Annotated in this window: 14 protein-coding genes; 12 read left to right on the plus strand and 2 right to left on the minus strand. The window is 43.4% G+C overall.

The window, feature by feature from the left end; translation table 11 throughout:
- Positions 1-196: 196 nt before the first annotated feature.
- From KI659_RS06175 to KI659_RS18750, 7 genes are all read left to right on the plus strand, one after another.
- On the plus strand, positions 197-400 hold the full coding sequence (locus KI659_RS06175; RefSeq protein WP_213944486.1) for a hypothetical protein: 204 nt from the start codon (positions 197-199) through the stop codon (positions 398-400).
- A 266-nt stretch (positions 401-666) separates the two neighbouring features.
- The gene (locus tag KI659_RS06180; protein WP_213944487.1) at positions 667-861 is read left to right on the plus strand and encodes a hypothetical protein; all 195 of its coding nucleotides are present in this window, start codon (positions 667-669) and stop codon (positions 859-861) included.
- A gap of 266 nt (positions 862-1,127) precedes the next feature.
- A complete protein-coding gene (locus KI659_RS06185) occupies positions 1,128-1,505 on the plus strand; it encodes a lipocalin family protein (protein ID WP_213944488.1) in 378 nt (125 codons plus the stop codon).
- A gap of 93 nt (positions 1,506-1,598) precedes the next feature.
- The gene (locus KI659_RS06190; RefSeq protein WP_213944489.1) at positions 1,599-2,540 is read left to right on the plus strand and encodes a DUF4249 domain-containing protein; all 942 of its coding nucleotides are present in this window, start codon (positions 1,599-1,601) and stop codon (positions 2,538-2,540) included.
- A 10-nt stretch (positions 2,541-2,550) separates the two neighbouring features.
- A complete protein-coding gene (locus KI659_RS06195; RefSeq protein ID WP_213944490.1) occupies positions 2,551-4,944 on the plus strand; it encodes a TonB-dependent receptor in 2,394 nt (797 codons plus the stop codon).
- Positions 4,945-5,088: 144 nt separating this feature from the next.
- Positions 5,089-5,304, plus strand: coding sequence for an addiction module protein (locus KI659_RS06200; protein ID WP_213944491.1), 216 nt, complete (start codon positions 5,089-5,091; stop codon positions 5,302-5,304).
- Positions 5,301-5,612, plus strand: coding sequence for a type II toxin-antitoxin system RelE/ParE family toxin (locus KI659_RS18750; protein ID WP_213944492.1), 312 nt, complete (start codon positions 5,301-5,303; stop codon positions 5,610-5,612). Before KI659_RS06200 ends, KI659_RS18750 begins: the two co-directional genes overlap by 4 nt.
- A gap of 22 nt (positions 5,613-5,634) precedes the next feature.
- Here the strand turns inward: KI659_RS18750 and KI659_RS06210 are convergent, their stop codons facing one another.
- Complete coding sequence (locus KI659_RS06210) at positions 5,635-6,684, minus strand: linear amide C-N hydrolase (protein WP_213944493.1); 1,050 nt, start codon at positions 6,682-6,684, stop codon at positions 5,635-5,637.
- Positions 6,685-7,552: 868 nt separating this feature from the next.
- On the opposite strand from KI659_RS06210, the gene rfbC reads away from it, so the two are divergent.
- Entirely contained in the window at positions 7,553-8,110 is a 558-nt protein-coding gene (gene rfbC, locus KI659_RS06215) for a dTDP-4-dehydrorhamnose 3,5-epimerase (protein WP_213944494.1), read from the plus strand.
- An 859-nt stretch (positions 8,111-8,969) separates the two neighbouring features.
- The gene (gene rfbD / locus KI659_RS06220) at positions 8,970-9,821 is read left to right on the plus strand and encodes a dTDP-4-dehydrorhamnose reductase (protein ID WP_213944495.1); all 852 of its coding nucleotides are present in this window, start codon (positions 8,970-8,972) and stop codon (positions 9,819-9,821) included.
- A gap of 264 nt (positions 9,822-10,085) precedes the next feature.
- Here the strand turns inward: rfbD and KI659_RS06225 are convergent, their stop codons facing one another.
- On the minus strand, positions 10,086-11,240 hold the full coding sequence (locus tag KI659_RS06225; protein ID WP_213944496.1) for a glycosyltransferase family 4 protein: 1,155 nt from the start codon (positions 11,238-11,240) through the stop codon (positions 10,086-10,088).
- Positions 11,241-11,432: 192 nt separating this feature from the next.
- Here KI659_RS06225 and KI659_RS06230 point away from each other — a divergent pair, with 192 nt between their 5' ends.
- From KI659_RS06230 to KI659_RS06240, 3 genes are all read left to right on the plus strand, one after another.
- A complete protein-coding gene (locus tag KI659_RS06230; protein WP_213944497.1) occupies positions 11,433-11,588 on the plus strand; it encodes a hypothetical protein in 156 nt (51 codons plus the stop codon).
- 607 nt (positions 11,589-12,195) lie between these two features.
- Positions 12,196-13,596, plus strand: a complete 1,401-nt coding sequence (gene fumC, locus KI659_RS06235) for a class II fumarate hydratase (protein WP_213944498.1) — start codon at positions 12,196-12,198, stop codon at positions 13,594-13,596.
- A 277-nt stretch (positions 13,597-13,873) separates the two neighbouring features.
- Positions 13,874-14,689, plus strand: a complete 816-nt coding sequence (locus KI659_RS06240) for an alpha/beta fold hydrolase (RefSeq protein WP_213944499.1) — start codon at positions 13,874-13,876, stop codon at positions 14,687-14,689.
- Positions 14,690-14,698 lie beyond the last annotated feature (9 nt).

The following is a 14,698-nucleotide window of genomic DNA, read 5'->3' on the forward strand; positions in this document are numbered from 1 at the left end:
ACCGCAGCGAAGCGGAGCACTGAGCGCTGGGCACTGAGCACTGAGCATTTAAAAATCCGGAAAGGAAAAAATGGCTAAAGTGGCCCGCCAAGATGCTCCATCTGACAACCATGACAACGGCGAATTCCGATGCGCAGCGTCGGAAAAGCGGACAACCATGATAACAACGTAATCTTAAACATTAAACTAAAACAAAATGAACGAAATCCAAAACAGATGGCAGGCTCCTACGCCGCCGTTTTTCAAGAGGCTGCAATATGCCGGGATGATGCTGGCTGCAGTGGGAGGAACCCTATTGGCCGCGCCAGTTTCCCTGCCGGCGGCAATCATTACAGCAGCGGGATACGCCGTAGTGGCGGGATCGGTACTGGCAGCGGTAAGTCAGGTTACAAAGGAATAAGTACGAAATTAGAAGTACTAGGTACGAAGTTGTTGATTTTGAAAGCCAGTCTGATTCCGGGCTGGTTTTTTTTGTTTTAAAGTTGCCATCTCAGTCCAGCGTCTTCGTCTAGAAACTGTATAGCTTGATCTAAAAGTTTTTGCATAATGATGTGTGTTAGTTAATTTAGGGATTTATGATCAGAAGCTTTATTCCATCATTGTAAGGATGATCATGACAAGCCTGTTAGTCAATCTCGGCATCATTTGATTATATCAAAATTTAGTATGAATCTTTTTAGTGTAGTTGTTTGCATAGTTTTATTGATTAATCCCGCATTATTAAGAGGTCGGTGGGAGATAGTATCATTTTCGGGGTATGATAAGCTCATCAGCTCTACCAGAAATCAAGCTTTGGAACCTGATGAATACTTGAAAATGGTGGATAATTACAACCTATATATGGACTCTACCTATTATTAATTTTCCAACGATACTGTATACTTTACGAATTTGGAAGGCGGTAAGATTATTCGAAAATATGGGAAATGGCATTTAGATCAAGACACCTTAATTATTAATGATTTTGAGAAAATAGCAACCTATAGATATTTGGTCACCAAGCTTGATCATGAAGAGTTTTTACTCAAGTCAATTTTAAGGAATGGTACCGTAGCCATTCATCCTCGAACTTTTAAAAGACCGAAATAATGAAAATCTTATTTTTCTTTTTCCTACCCTTAAGTTTAATGAAAAATGATATAGTTGGTTATTGGCAAATGGTCTCATTTGAAGCATTTACTAGTATAATCTCTTCTCCGCGACACTATGAGGCCAGTGAGGAAGAGAGGTATAAAATTGAGGAGACCTTTCAGTTCGTTTTAGACAATACTTATTATAATTTTCAAAATGATACGGTTTACTTTGCCGATTATAAAGAGCACAAGATGTTTGATAAAGTCGGTAGGTGGCATATTAAATCAGATACATTGTATATCAATGACCTATCCAAGATTCAGACTTATAAGTTCTTTCTCAAAAAAGTTGATGCTGATAGCCTGGTGATGAATCTTATCCATAAGAATGGAGATATTAGTAGAAATGACATGGTTTTCATTCGGAGATAAAAAGTATGGGAATGCCTTTCGGCATTTCTTTTATGTTAAATAGTATAGGTGAATCCGACGGTGACCCGGAACCTATGATAATCCTAAATTAAGTTGCTTAAAAATCTTTACCCCCTCCTATTTATTTTATTTTCATGTACCACAGATTTTCAACCCAAAGGCCTTGATATTGAAGAATCTGTATATGTAGTCAATGGAATCCTTGAGCATGGGCAATTACCTACTATTTACATTTCCAAAAGCCATCTATACAAATCTTCCGTATCTGAGGTTGATGACATATTGGATGTAACCCTCAGCTGGGAGGATGAAAATGGCAATTTAATTTCTGAGCAATTGGTGAAAATTGATTCCTTTTATATGGGTAATGCCGAAGTGTTTGAAGGGAATAAATATCATTTACATGTGGATACACCTGAGGGGACTCTATCCGCAACCACCGTTGTGCCCCATGCAGTACCGATCCTCTCTAGCAGGTTGATATTTCCAGCAGGTTTTATGGATACAGAAACTAGGAGTGGCCCTTATTTTCGAATTTCCTTTGATCTTGAAGCTTACTCAAATGATGATCAATTTTTTGAAGCTTTTATTTATACTGACTATTGGAATGTGGAAGATGATGAAGACCCCATATACAACCTACTTAAAACCTATAATAACGATGAGTTGATTTTGAGGGAAAACCTTCCATCGAATTATCTACATGCATTTGTATTTCAAAAAGAGGCAGGTGATCCCGACCAAATCAGTCTTGCTTTTGACAGTACGATTGGCAATCCTTTTTTTGATGATTTTTTTCCTGTATTATTAACAGTTTCAGAGGAGTATTATAACTATAAAAAATCTTTGGTTAATCATGTGGACGCGATTGGGGGACCAAACTCCTTTACACTTTCTGATGCTTACTTACCCAATATTTTTAAGCAGATCCAGCCAGTTTACTCCAATATAGAGGGTGGGATTGGAATTTTTGCGGGTGTCAGTAGGAGTGAATTACTTACAACATGTAATCTGAATGGAAATGTCTGTGAATAAATATTACCTTTTGATATTAGTTTTTCTTGGCATCCACTTTAATTCCCAAAGTCAACAAGTAAGGATAAATGGCATTATCACCGATGCTGCTTCTGGGGAAAGCCTTATCGGTGCATCAGTATTTCTGCCGCAATCAAGTAGTGGGGCATCTGCCAATGAATATGGGTTTTATTCACTTAAAGAAAGGAGGGGCCATGAGGTCACTTTAAGAGTAAGTTACGTAGGATATAAGAGTCAAACCCTGACCCTTTTGGCGGAAAAGGATACCGCCATTAATTTTAGATTGACACCACAGCTTATGGAAGAAGTGGTAGTGATAGGTGATAAAAAGATCGAAAAAAAATCCATTAGCAAAGTAAACTTCAATGCGCCAGCTCTGTTGGAATATCCTTCATTTAAACCTGATGTGGATATATTAAATGTATTGCAACAACAATCGGGAGTACAGCCGGGGCTTGAAGGGTCAATTGGGTTTTCTGTCCGAGGGGGCAATAATGACCAAAACCTGATCCTTATGGATAATATCCCGCTTTATAATACAGGGCATTTGGCAGGGTTTGTATCCATATTTGATCCTTTTGCTATTAATTCCATGACCTTCTACAAGGGAGGTTTTCCCGCGCAGTACGGCGGGAGAATTTCTTCAGTAACGGATATCTATTTGAAGGAGGGGGATCTGCAGTCGTATCATGGGGAGGCAAACATCGGGTTGTTTTCAGGTAAAATTGCCTTGGAAGGTCCGATTGTAAAGGATAAAAGTTCATTCTTGGTCTCCTTCCGTAGATCTACTATTGATTTGTTTCTACAAGGAATGTATGCTTTGCAACAAAATACTGAAAATAAGTTCAACTACAATTATCATGACTTGAATGTAAAACTCAATCATATTGTGGATGAAAAGAACCGGCTGTTTTTTAGCTTTTATTCAGGAGGAGATAAAATCAGCACAGTGGGCTCACGCACCTTCCTGGCAAGAGAAAATGTGTTGAGGACCTACAACAGTTCTTATAGGAACGACTGGGGTAACAGATTTGCCAGTTTAAGGTGGAACAGGGTATTGGGGGGCAATTTGTTTTATAATCTTACTCTTGCATACTCTGATTTTGGCTATAATCTTTCCAATGAAGATGAGGTGTTGGATAATGGAGAGATTAATTTAAATAACAGCTATCATTACCGTGTAGCGGTCCGGGATTTCGTATTGAAAAATGATTTTGATTTTAACTTTTCGAATCAGGTTAAATTTAAGGCCGGTCTGCACCTGACGGCCCACCATTTTCAGCCTCTTGACTGGGAGCAAAGTAGAGTTGAACTGGAGGGGCTTGGCAGCTATGAAAATCGAAACTTTGTAGAGTTAAATGCTTTTGATGGGTTTGTTTATTTGCAAAGCGACATTTCACTATTGAATAATAGACTACAACTTCATCCAGGCATTCGGGCAGGCAAATATTTTCTACCGGAATCTGATGGGTTTTTGCTGTTGGAACCAAGATTCAATGCAGCCTACGATCTAGCTCCGGATAAAACTATTCAGGCGGATTATGCCCGGATGGGACAGACTGTACATTCTTTGAATTCTTCGGGGACATCTTTGACTCCAGATATATGGATTCCCGTGACGGATAGGCTGAGACCTGCTATCAGTGACCAGGTGTCGTTTTCTTATTCACAAGAATGGGAACCTCAACGCGCCAGTGTTCAAATGGGGATGTTTTACAAAGAAATGCAGAATCTGATCGAGTTCAACCAAAGTTCGGGATTTGGGACTATTAGAGAAAATTGGGACGAGCAGTTTGCCCATAATGGTTTTGGTCAGGCATATGGTTTTGAGATTTCTGGGGATAAGCAGTATGAAAAATTCAGGTTTGAGGGAAATTATACTTTCTCAAGATCACTCAGGCGCTTTGATGAGCTGAACGGCGGGGAGGTATTTGCCCATAATTTTGACAGACCCCATAATATTACCCTGACCTCTCTGGTGAGGTTGAACCAGAAAACTACGCTTTCTCTGCTCTGGACGTATCAAACTGGCCAGCCGATGACATTGGGCACCCAGACTTATAATGCCATCAACAACCACCGTATCTCTTTGGCGAACTATGCCGATCAGCCGGCAAATTTTGATCTTCCGAACCCGAATCCTACTTTTTTTGAGGATGTTCTTTTGGTACGGGATATGAACAATTACCGCATGCCGGATTACCATCGTTTGGATTTGGCTTTGAGCCATCGTAAAAGGTGGAGGAACAACTGGGTAAGGACTTTCTCTGTGAATGTGTACAATGCTTACAATCGTCAGAATGCCTATTTTATCTATACCGAGAAGACAGGTGAATCAATCGGCTTTAGGCAGTTTTCATTGTTTCCTATTTTGCCGACAGTGTCTTATGGGGTGAAGTTTTAAAAAGAAAAGGTTTTACCACAGATCCTCCTGAGGAGGATCTGGTTCCACGCTGGTATGTTTTAATAATGGTTTGAGGAGGCTTTAATGCGAGAACTGTAGGTTAAACATTTAGCCAAAAATGAAGATTTATCGTTATATTCATATATGGAAAAGATTCTGAAAGATATATTGCAACTCAGTGAGGCTGAAAGAATATTAATAGCAGAAGCTATTTGGGATTCACTACCTGAGGAGTCCGAACCTGAGTTTACTACAGAGCAAAAAGATGAGATCAAAAGGCGTATAGATAAATACGACAGAGGAGAATCAACAACTTATTCATGGTCCGAGGTTAAGGATAGCTTAAAAGAACATAAATGAATTTTCGGCTTGAATTTACCGGGGAGGCAAGGCTAGATATTCAAGATTCTTTCAATTGGTACAATCTGAGAAAGGCTGGTTTGGGAAATGATTTCGTGCTATGCATTGAATCAGCGATTAATCAAATCTTACGAGATCCAATGCACTGTTCTCCACAATTTAAAGATGTGAGAAGAAAGCTGGTGAAAAGATTTCCTTTTCATATAGTTTATATTTTAAGAGATAGCCTCATATTAATAATCGGTGTGTTTCATACTAGCAGAGCTCCTGAAGCATGGGTTAAGAGGGTAAAGAGAATGCGAGATTAGATATTCCAATCATGTTTTCTTTTCACTCCAACCCCGCAAAATCAAACGGACTCGCCGCCTCGAATTCCGCGGAGGATTCGCCAGAATAGTTTTCATTGTCGCTTAGGGATATTTTTTTGACTTCGGCATTTTCGCTGAAATCTATGTTTTCGAAGGCTACCCATATCGCATTAGGGTTTAACACATTCTCGAAATAGTAGACCAGGTTCTTGTGGTCGGCCACAGTTCTCCACCGGGTGGAGGATATGTTGGGCTGATCAGGGGTGGAGATCCCAAGAGGAACTGAACAGTTACGGATCACGCTGAACACGCTGGCGATTGCAACCCTCCTGTCCTCTGATTTAGGAATTGCGTCTATGTAATAAATGGCCCTGACATACCTGTCGGCGGCTCTATTTGTGCCTGGCAGCATGATCGTGCCGGGGATGCTTTTCCAGTAGGCGTTGATGGCCAACTGCTCCTCAAAAATAGGTGAGTTGGTCATCACCACATGAGATTTATCATGGTGAATGACAAGCTTTCCATCTATGTATTCAAATATAGCGTTGTCGCCATGTTTGTCGGATAAGGAAAGGTGTACGGTGGCAAAGGTTTCCGTGCCTGGAATATGGGAGCTGACCACCACAAACTCCTCCTTGGAGAGTTCGCCAACTGCTTCTTTCACTGTTTCGAAGTTGTCCAGTACATATTGCAGCCACATTGAAATAGAAAGCCCTGGTTGATTGCTGTCTTTTTCGAATTCCGGGTACTGGGATTCTACCAGCCACAGTAGGTTTCCGGCCAGCCCTTTTTCGTTCATGCCGTCGGAAGAGGCAATATCCCAAGAGCTGGTGATAATGCTTCCATGTTTGGAGCTCCAAGAAATGGAGTTATCGCCAACCTGCCCATTGCGCTGCATTCCCCGCGGGAAAATCCACAAGTTTGCCGGAATTTCCGTCTTCCAGTCCATACTTCTGGCGGTGATGATGTTGCCATTTGGTCCCTGATAGACCACTCGGGTGCAGGCCGTACTTTCCTGAAGTGCGGTCCAGAAAATCCCGATGAGGAGCAATAAAGTGGAAACCTTTTTCATAATTTTAGCAATTGGGAATTAGCTAAAAGTGTAAAGTGAAAAAGGGGTAAAATGTTTTGAGTCAGGAGGTTAAATATTGTACTAGGTACTAAGTACTATGTACTAGGATGGGAGCGGTGGTGCGACATTCCGTGTCTTCACTTCGTACTTCTAATTTCGTGCTTACGAGTGGGTACCAAGTACCACGTACCAAGTATTCGAGCATCAGAGGCTGGCTGTTGGCCATTTTGCCCTGATGAAGCAATCCTGCGTCTTTATTCTAGTGGCCCTCCCTTCGAGCTGCGCTCTTCGGATGGGGTATCAGCAAATTTTTCTTGAACTTTTTACACAATCCTCCGCGAAGAAGCTCTGTGGAACTCCATGAATCCTCTGCGAAACCCTGCCTGCGCAGGCAGGTCCGTGTCCCTTTTATCCCACTTCGCCCTTGGTGCTAGGTACTAAGATGGGAGCGGTGTGCGACATTCCGTGTCTTCACTTCGTACTTCTAATTTCGTGCTTACGAGTGGGTACCAAGTACCACGTACCAGGTACCAAGTATTCGAGCAGCAGATGTTGGCTGGTGGCCATTTTACTCTTGTGAAGCAATCCTGCGTTTTTACTCTCGTAGCCCTCCCTTCGAGCTGCGCTCTTAGGATTGGGTATTAGTGAACCGAAGCAATCTCGAAAAGGCCTTCGTTGTCAGTCCTAATACTAAGTGACGATTTTGATCAAATAATTCTGCCGCGATGAAGGAACTCAGTGAAACTCCATTTAAACTCTGCGGAACTCTGTGACCCTTTTCTTTCCGCGAAGAAGCACTTCGTCCTTCGTCCTTCTAATTTCGCACTTGCGAATACCTTAAGTACAGAAACTTCCTTAATTTTGCAGGATGAAAATCATTAAAACCAACTTAGAGGGCTGTTTTGAGATTGATCCGGATGTGATCGGGGATGAGAGGGGCTATTTTTATGAGTCATTCAATGTCAAAACCTTTGAAAAAGTTACCGGTATCAAGCCGGAGTTTGTGCAGGACAACCAATCCAAATCCAAGAAAGGGGTTTTCCGTGGGTTGCATTTTCAGGCTCCTCCGTTCGCCCAGGCCAAACTTGTAAGGGTAATAAGTGGTGAGGTGTTGGATGTGGCTGTGGATATCCGTAAGGGCTCCCCCACTTTTGGTCAGCACCACGCAGTAGTTCTCAGTGCGGAAAACAAGAAGCAGTTTTACCTGCCAAGAGGGTTTGCCCATGGTTTTTTGGTGCTTTCTGAGTCTGCCGAGTTTTTCTACAAATGTGATAACTACTATAATCAACCTTCAGATGGGGGGATCTATTATAATGACCCGAGTCTGAAGATTGACTGGCAGATGGATGAATCGGAGATTCTGCTTTCGGAGAAGGATAGGAACCTGCCCATGCTCGGGGATTTTGAGTCGCCCTTTGAGTATTAAAAAAAGATGGCCACTAAGGCGCGAGGGCGCAAAGGGAAAAAACTTGATGTCTTTGAATCTTTGTGGCCAAAAAAAAACACAGAATACACGGATTTCACAGAGTAAAGCCACTACGGCGCGGAGACGCAAAAGAAAAAACTTAGCGTCTTGGTGCCTTTGTGGCTAAAAAAAAAACACCGATTACTCGGATTTCACAGAGTAAAGCCACTACGGCGCGGAGACGCAAAAGAAAAAACTTAGCGTCTTGGTGCCTTTGTGGCTAAAAAAAAAACACCGATTACTCGGATTTCACAGAGTAAAGCCACTAAGGCGCGGAGACGCAAAAGAAAAAACTTAGCGTCTTGGAGCCTTTGTGGCTAAAAAAAAAACACAGATTACTCGGATTTCACAGAGTAAAGCCACTACGGCGCGGAGACGCAAAAGAAAAAACTTAGCGTCTTGGAGCCTTTGTGGCTATAATAAAATCACAGATTACTCTGATTTCACAGAGTAAAGCCACTAAGGCGCGGAGACGCAAATGAAAAAACTTAGCGTCTTGGAGCCTTTGTGGCTATAATAAAATCACAGATTACTCTGATTTCACAGAGTAAAGCCACTAAGGCGCGGAGACGCAAATGAAAAAACTTAGCGTCTTGGAGCCTTTGTGGCTATAATAAAATCACAGATTACTCTGATTTCACAGAGTAAAGCCACTAAGGCGCGGAGACGCAAAAGAAAAAACTTAGTGTCTTGGGGCCTTTGTGGCCAAAAAAAACACAGATTACTCGGATTTCACAGAGTAAAGCCACTAAGGCGCGGAGGCGCAAAGAAAAAATCTTGGTATCTTGGAGCCTTTGTGGCTCTTTAAAACTTTAACGATATGAAAATATTAGTAACAGGTGGTAAGGGTCAGTTGGGCCAGGAGTTGGAGGGACTAGTGAGGGATTCTGGACATGATGGGGATTGGATTTTTGCATCAAGCCAGGAGGCGGATATTACCGATAGGGAAAAGCTCGAGACATTTTTCGAGCAAGTCAATCCCGATATCATTGTCAACTGTGCCGCTTATACGGCTGTGGATAAAGCTGAGGAGGATGAAGAAATGGCAAAAGCGATAAATGTGGATGGGGTGAGAAATCTTGCTGAACTGGCGAAAGACAAGCTCATCATCCATGTGTCCACAGACTTTGTTTTTGACGGGACTTCTCACATCGCCTACAAAGAAGATGTGGCTACCAGTCCTTTGGGTGTATATGGCCAAACGAAATTGGATGGGGAAAAAGCATTGTTGGAAACAGCCAAAAATGCCGTGGTCTTGAGGACTTCCTGGCTGTATGGGAGCTATGCCAATAATTTTATGAAAACCATGTTGCGGCTTGCAGAGACGCGGTCGGAACTCAATGTGGTGGCCGACCAGATCGGTACGCCCACCTATACGGGGGATCTTGCCAAGGCTATCATCCAGATTGTGGACCGGGGAGGGATTCCTGCCGGGGTCTATCATTTCAGCAATGAAGGAGTGACCAGCTGGTACGGTTTTGCACACAGCATTTTTGATTTGGCTGGCCTCAAAGTTAAAGTAAAGCCTATCCCTTCTGCCCAATACCCAACTCCAGCCCAGCGGCCGCATTTCAGCGTGTTGGATAAGACGAAGATTAAGCTGGCGTTAGGGATTGAAATTCCTCATTGGAGGGATAGTTTGAAGGAGGCGCTTAGATGTACTAGGTACTAGGTACTAAGTAGGGGTACCAGGTACCACGTACCGGGTACCAAGTATTCGCGGCGGAAGTATTTGCGGGAGCCCACTGCGTGGGTGATGAGGTCTTGAGGCACAGCCTGCTTATCGGCAAAGGCCGGCCTCAATTTCCGAAGTCCCAAGGCACAGCCTTGGGACAACGTTCAGCGGTAAATATGTGGGTAACATCAAAATAGGCTTAAAAAAGCAGCAGTCCTACGGTGTACTTGGTACCTGGTACTTTGTACTTAGTACAATTTTTTAATTCATATTCAACTTCTCCCTATCCAGTACCTCTTTAGAAAGAGCCGGCTTCTTGTAGGCCTTTTTGGTGATTCTAGTGGAAAGTACCGTAGGCTTGGTTTTGTTGATTTTGATAATCTGGATAAGGGTGTATCGGTCCAAGACCAAGCCCAAAGAAACAGCACTTAACACCACGATCGGAAGCATGACGTGGTCGTTGTAGGATTGTCCCAGGAAGATCAAGCCGATAAACAATAATTTGACCCCGCCCAAAACGTAAGCCACTTGGTCATGTTTAAGCCCCATTCTCATCAGAAAGTGGTGCACATGGCTCTTGTCCGGTGCCAGTGGGGACTTGCCGTTTAGCACTCTTTTGGTAAAGATCCTTGCCGTGTCATAAATCGGGACGATAAGCAAAGCCACACCCGAAGCGATCGGAGCACTGAATTTGAAACCTTCCGCGCCTAGCATAGTGCCGTTTTTATCAATAAAGAGAATCACCAACACTGAAAGAACAAAACCGATACTTAGGGAGCCGGTGTCACCCATGAAGATTTTGGCCGGGTGCCAGTTGTAAAGCAGGAAGCTCAAGATCGCTCCCACCATGGTAAAGGCAATGATACCGTAAGGAAGCATGCCTGCGGTGATAAACCACCAGCCTAAAAAGGTGAGGGTAATAGTACTTATCGTGCCAGCGAGACCATCGAGTCCATCGATGAGGTTGAAAGCGTTGGTCAATACAATGATGGTGAAGAAAGTCAGGAAGTAGCTGACTGCCAATGGGATTTCATAAACGCCCAGGAAGCCATAAAAGCTGGTGACACGGATATCGGCCATGCCGATGACCAAAAAGGCAGCAATGCACTGTCCGATAAGTTTTTGCAAAGCGGTGAGTTCTACCAAATCATCCCTTAAGCCCAAAGTAAACATGATGCCCATGGCGATTAGAAAATACCGGGTAGTCGCCATCTGGTCTAGGGACAACCAGGTGGCCAGGCCGATGAATGTGGCCAACATGATGGAAATTCCGCCCATCGAGGGGATCATTCCTTTATGTATCTTCCTTCCTCCCGGGGCGTCCAATACATTATTCTTTCTAAAGAAAAATATAATGATCGGTGTAACTAAGAACCCGAAGAAAAAGGCGGTTAAGGTAGCTAAGAATAAAATCATACAAAAATATTTCCTGCAAATTTACTTATATTTTATTTAGGGACGAAAGAATATTATATAAAATGGTTAGCGTTGTATTTTGTCAGGATATTTCTGCATGTTAAAGAATAAAAAAGCGAGAAACTGCCGAATTGTAACTGTTTTAAGCATATTGCAAAATCAATTGAATGAGAAGATTTTATACCCTTACGCATGAATACTAAAGAATGTCCTGGTTGCGCCATGCCCGTAGAGCATGAAGAAGCCATCTGCCCCATATGCAAATTTGAATTTCCACAACGAAACAAGGCGTATGCGTGGGTAGCGGTGGCTTTGGCGGTATTGATGTTGTTGTTGATATTTTTGTAGAAATAATTGGCCACGAAGGGCACAAAGTTTACAAGAAGTTTCACAAAGCACTCTTCTCGAATAAAAAAATGGGGTCACCAAGTCGAATAAGTTTAAAAGTCGCACGACTTGTCCCGAGTAGCGGAGCGTATCGGGAAAGGCTTTATTGCGGAAGGTAAAGGGACACAGGGTTACGGGGAGTTTTAAAAGGAGTTTCATAGAGCTTCTTCGCGGAAGAAAATGGGTCACTAAGGGCACGAAGTTTAAAAGAAGTAGCACGAAGTTTATTTTTTCACTACCCCCCCCCCCGTCTGTAATGGAGACGCCCAATATCAAAACATGGCCCAAATGGCTGAATGCCAGTCTGACCTGGAATGCTTGGTACTGGGTATCCCAATAATGAATGTCGAATGATGAATAATGAAAAATGAAGTAAACTTCGGCAGCAGCACCCACGAGTATTCATGGCACCCAATATCAAAACAAGCCCAAAAATGCAGAAACCACTTCTGTCCTAGAAATACTTAGTACCTAGTACCTGGTACTTGGTACCCATTTCTTAGTACCCAAATTTTTTTTCGTAATTTAGCACGCCGAATAAATACGATAACCTAAATATAAAATTTTCATGAAATACCGCATAGAGAAAGATACCATGGGGCCTGTTGAGGTGCCAGCCGACAAGTTTTGGGGAGCGCAGACACAGCGGTCCATCAATAATTTCAAAATCGGTGGTGAAAAAAACAGGATGCCAATCGAGATTATCCGGGCTTTTGCCATCCTGAAAAAATCCGCGGCCTTCACCAATGCCGAATTGGGCGTGTTGGCCCAGGATAAGGCGGAGGCCATCGGGAAAGTGTGCGATGAGATCTTGGACGGCCAACTGGATGACCAATTCCCATTGGTGGTGTGGCAGACTGGTTCCGGTACCCAGTCCAACATGAACTCCAACGAGGTGATCGCCTATAAAGCACATGTCAACCTTGGGGGAAGCCTAGAGGATGAGAAAAAGAAGATCCACCCAAATGATGACGTGAACAAGTCACAGTCTTCCAATGATACCTTCCCCACTGCCATGCACATTGCTGCCTATAAAATGGTAGTGGAGACGACTATCCCAGGGGTGGAAAAATTGAGAGACACCTTAAAAGAGAAGTCAGACAAATTCATGGATGTGGTGAAAATCGGTAGAACCCACTTCATGGACGCCACTCCACTTACACTGGGACAGGAATTTTCTGGTTATGTGGCGCAGTTGAATTACGGGTTGAAGGCGTTGAAAAACACCTTGGAGCATCTATCCGAGCTTGCTCTTGGAGGGACCGCTGTAGGTACCGGATTAAATACTCCAAAAGGGTATTCTGAGCTGGTAGCCAAGAAAATCGCTGAATTTTCAGGACATCCATTTGTGACTGCCCCAAACAAATTTGAATCCCTGGCCGCTCATGATGCAATTGTGGAGACGCATGGCGCCCTTAAGCAACTTGCGGTAAGCTTGATGAAAATCGCTAACGATATCAGGATGCTTTCTTCCGGCCCTAGATCCGGAATCGGGGAAATCCTAATCCCTGAAAATGAGCCTGGCTCCTCTATCATGCCCGGTAAGGTAAACCCAACCCAAGTAGAAGCCATGACCATGGTGTGTGCCCAAGTGATGGGTAACGACGTGGCGGTGTCTATAGGTGGATCAAATGGTCATTTTGAACTCAACGTGTTCAAGCCAATGATGGTCAACAACCTGTTGCAGTCTGCAAGGTTGATCGGTGACGCCTGCGTTTCATTCAACGACAACTGTGCGGTGGGTATAGAGCCCAATACGCCATTTATCAAGCGCCACTTGGAAAATTCCCTCATGCTGGTAACTGCCTTGAACCCACATATCGGGTATGAAAATGCGGCGGCAATCGCCAAGAAAGCCCACAAGGAAGGCACCAGCCTCCGTGAAGCCGCCCTTGCTCTAGACCTGCTGACCAACGAGCAGTTTGACGCCTGGGTGAAGCCGGAGGATATGACTGGGGAAATGAAATAGTTTATGGTTTAAGGGTTATGGTTTAAGGCTTATAGTTTAAGGTTTAAAGGGTTAAGTAAGTCCCTTAAACTTTAAACCTTAAGCTTTAAACTTTTAACCCATAAACTATAACCCATAAGCTTTAAACTTTAAACCATAACCCATTCCGTAAGGCCTTAAACTTTTTCTACCGCTGATAGCTGACTTTTGCCACCTGTGTTTATTTTATTTTTTCTCCGAACTTTATCAGGTAATTTGCCCTTTACTTATCAGATAAAGTTCCCCATAATTGTCTGAAATGACTGATAATAAACAGCTATTGTATTACAAATCCTATAAGCATCCTACCAGTCAGGAATGGCTTGTGCTCATCCATGGCGCCGGCGGCTCGTCGGCTATTTGGTATAAGCAAATCAAGGAGTTTAAAGCATCTTACAATTTGCTGTTGATCGACCTGAGAGGTCACGGGAGGTCTGCCAACAAGCTAAGTAGCTTATGGAAGGAGGAGTATACTTTTCCTGCTGTCACCAAGGATATCATCCAGGTGCTGGACCACCTGAAAATTCAACAGGCACATTTCATGGCGGTATCATTGGGGACCATTCTGGTGAGACAACTTGCGGAAATGGCGCCTGAGCGGGTCAAAAGCATGGTGCTGGCCGGGGCCGTAACCAGGCTGAATGTGAAAAGCCGGATTTTGGTAAGCTTAGGAAATACTTTCAAAAGCGTAATCCCCTATATGTGGCTTTATCGTTTATTTGCTTGGGTGATCATGCCTAGAAAAAGGCATTCGGAATCCCGAAACCTCTTTGTGAGGGAGGCCAAAAGGCTCTGTCAAAAAGAGTTTATCCGCTGGTTTAAACTGACCGGAGAAGTAAATCCTCTGCTTAGGTACTTCAAGGAAAAAGATCTGGGGATACCCACGCTATATGTTATGGGCGAGGAGGATTTCATGTTCCTTAAGCCTGTCAAAAAAATCGTAAAGGATCATGCGAGCGCTTTCCTGCAGATCGTGCATCAATGTGGGCACGTCGTAAATGTGGAGCAGCCCCAAACCTTTAACCGGTTAACACTAGAATTCCTAAATGGCGGCCTTGAGGGCAGCCCATCATAAAGTTCAAGA

Source organism: Litoribacter ruber (assembly GCF_018449405.1).
In the GTDB taxonomy this organism is placed as follows: Bacteria; Bacteroidota; Bacteroidia; order Cytophagales; family Cyclobacteriaceae; genus Litoribacter; species Litoribacter ruber.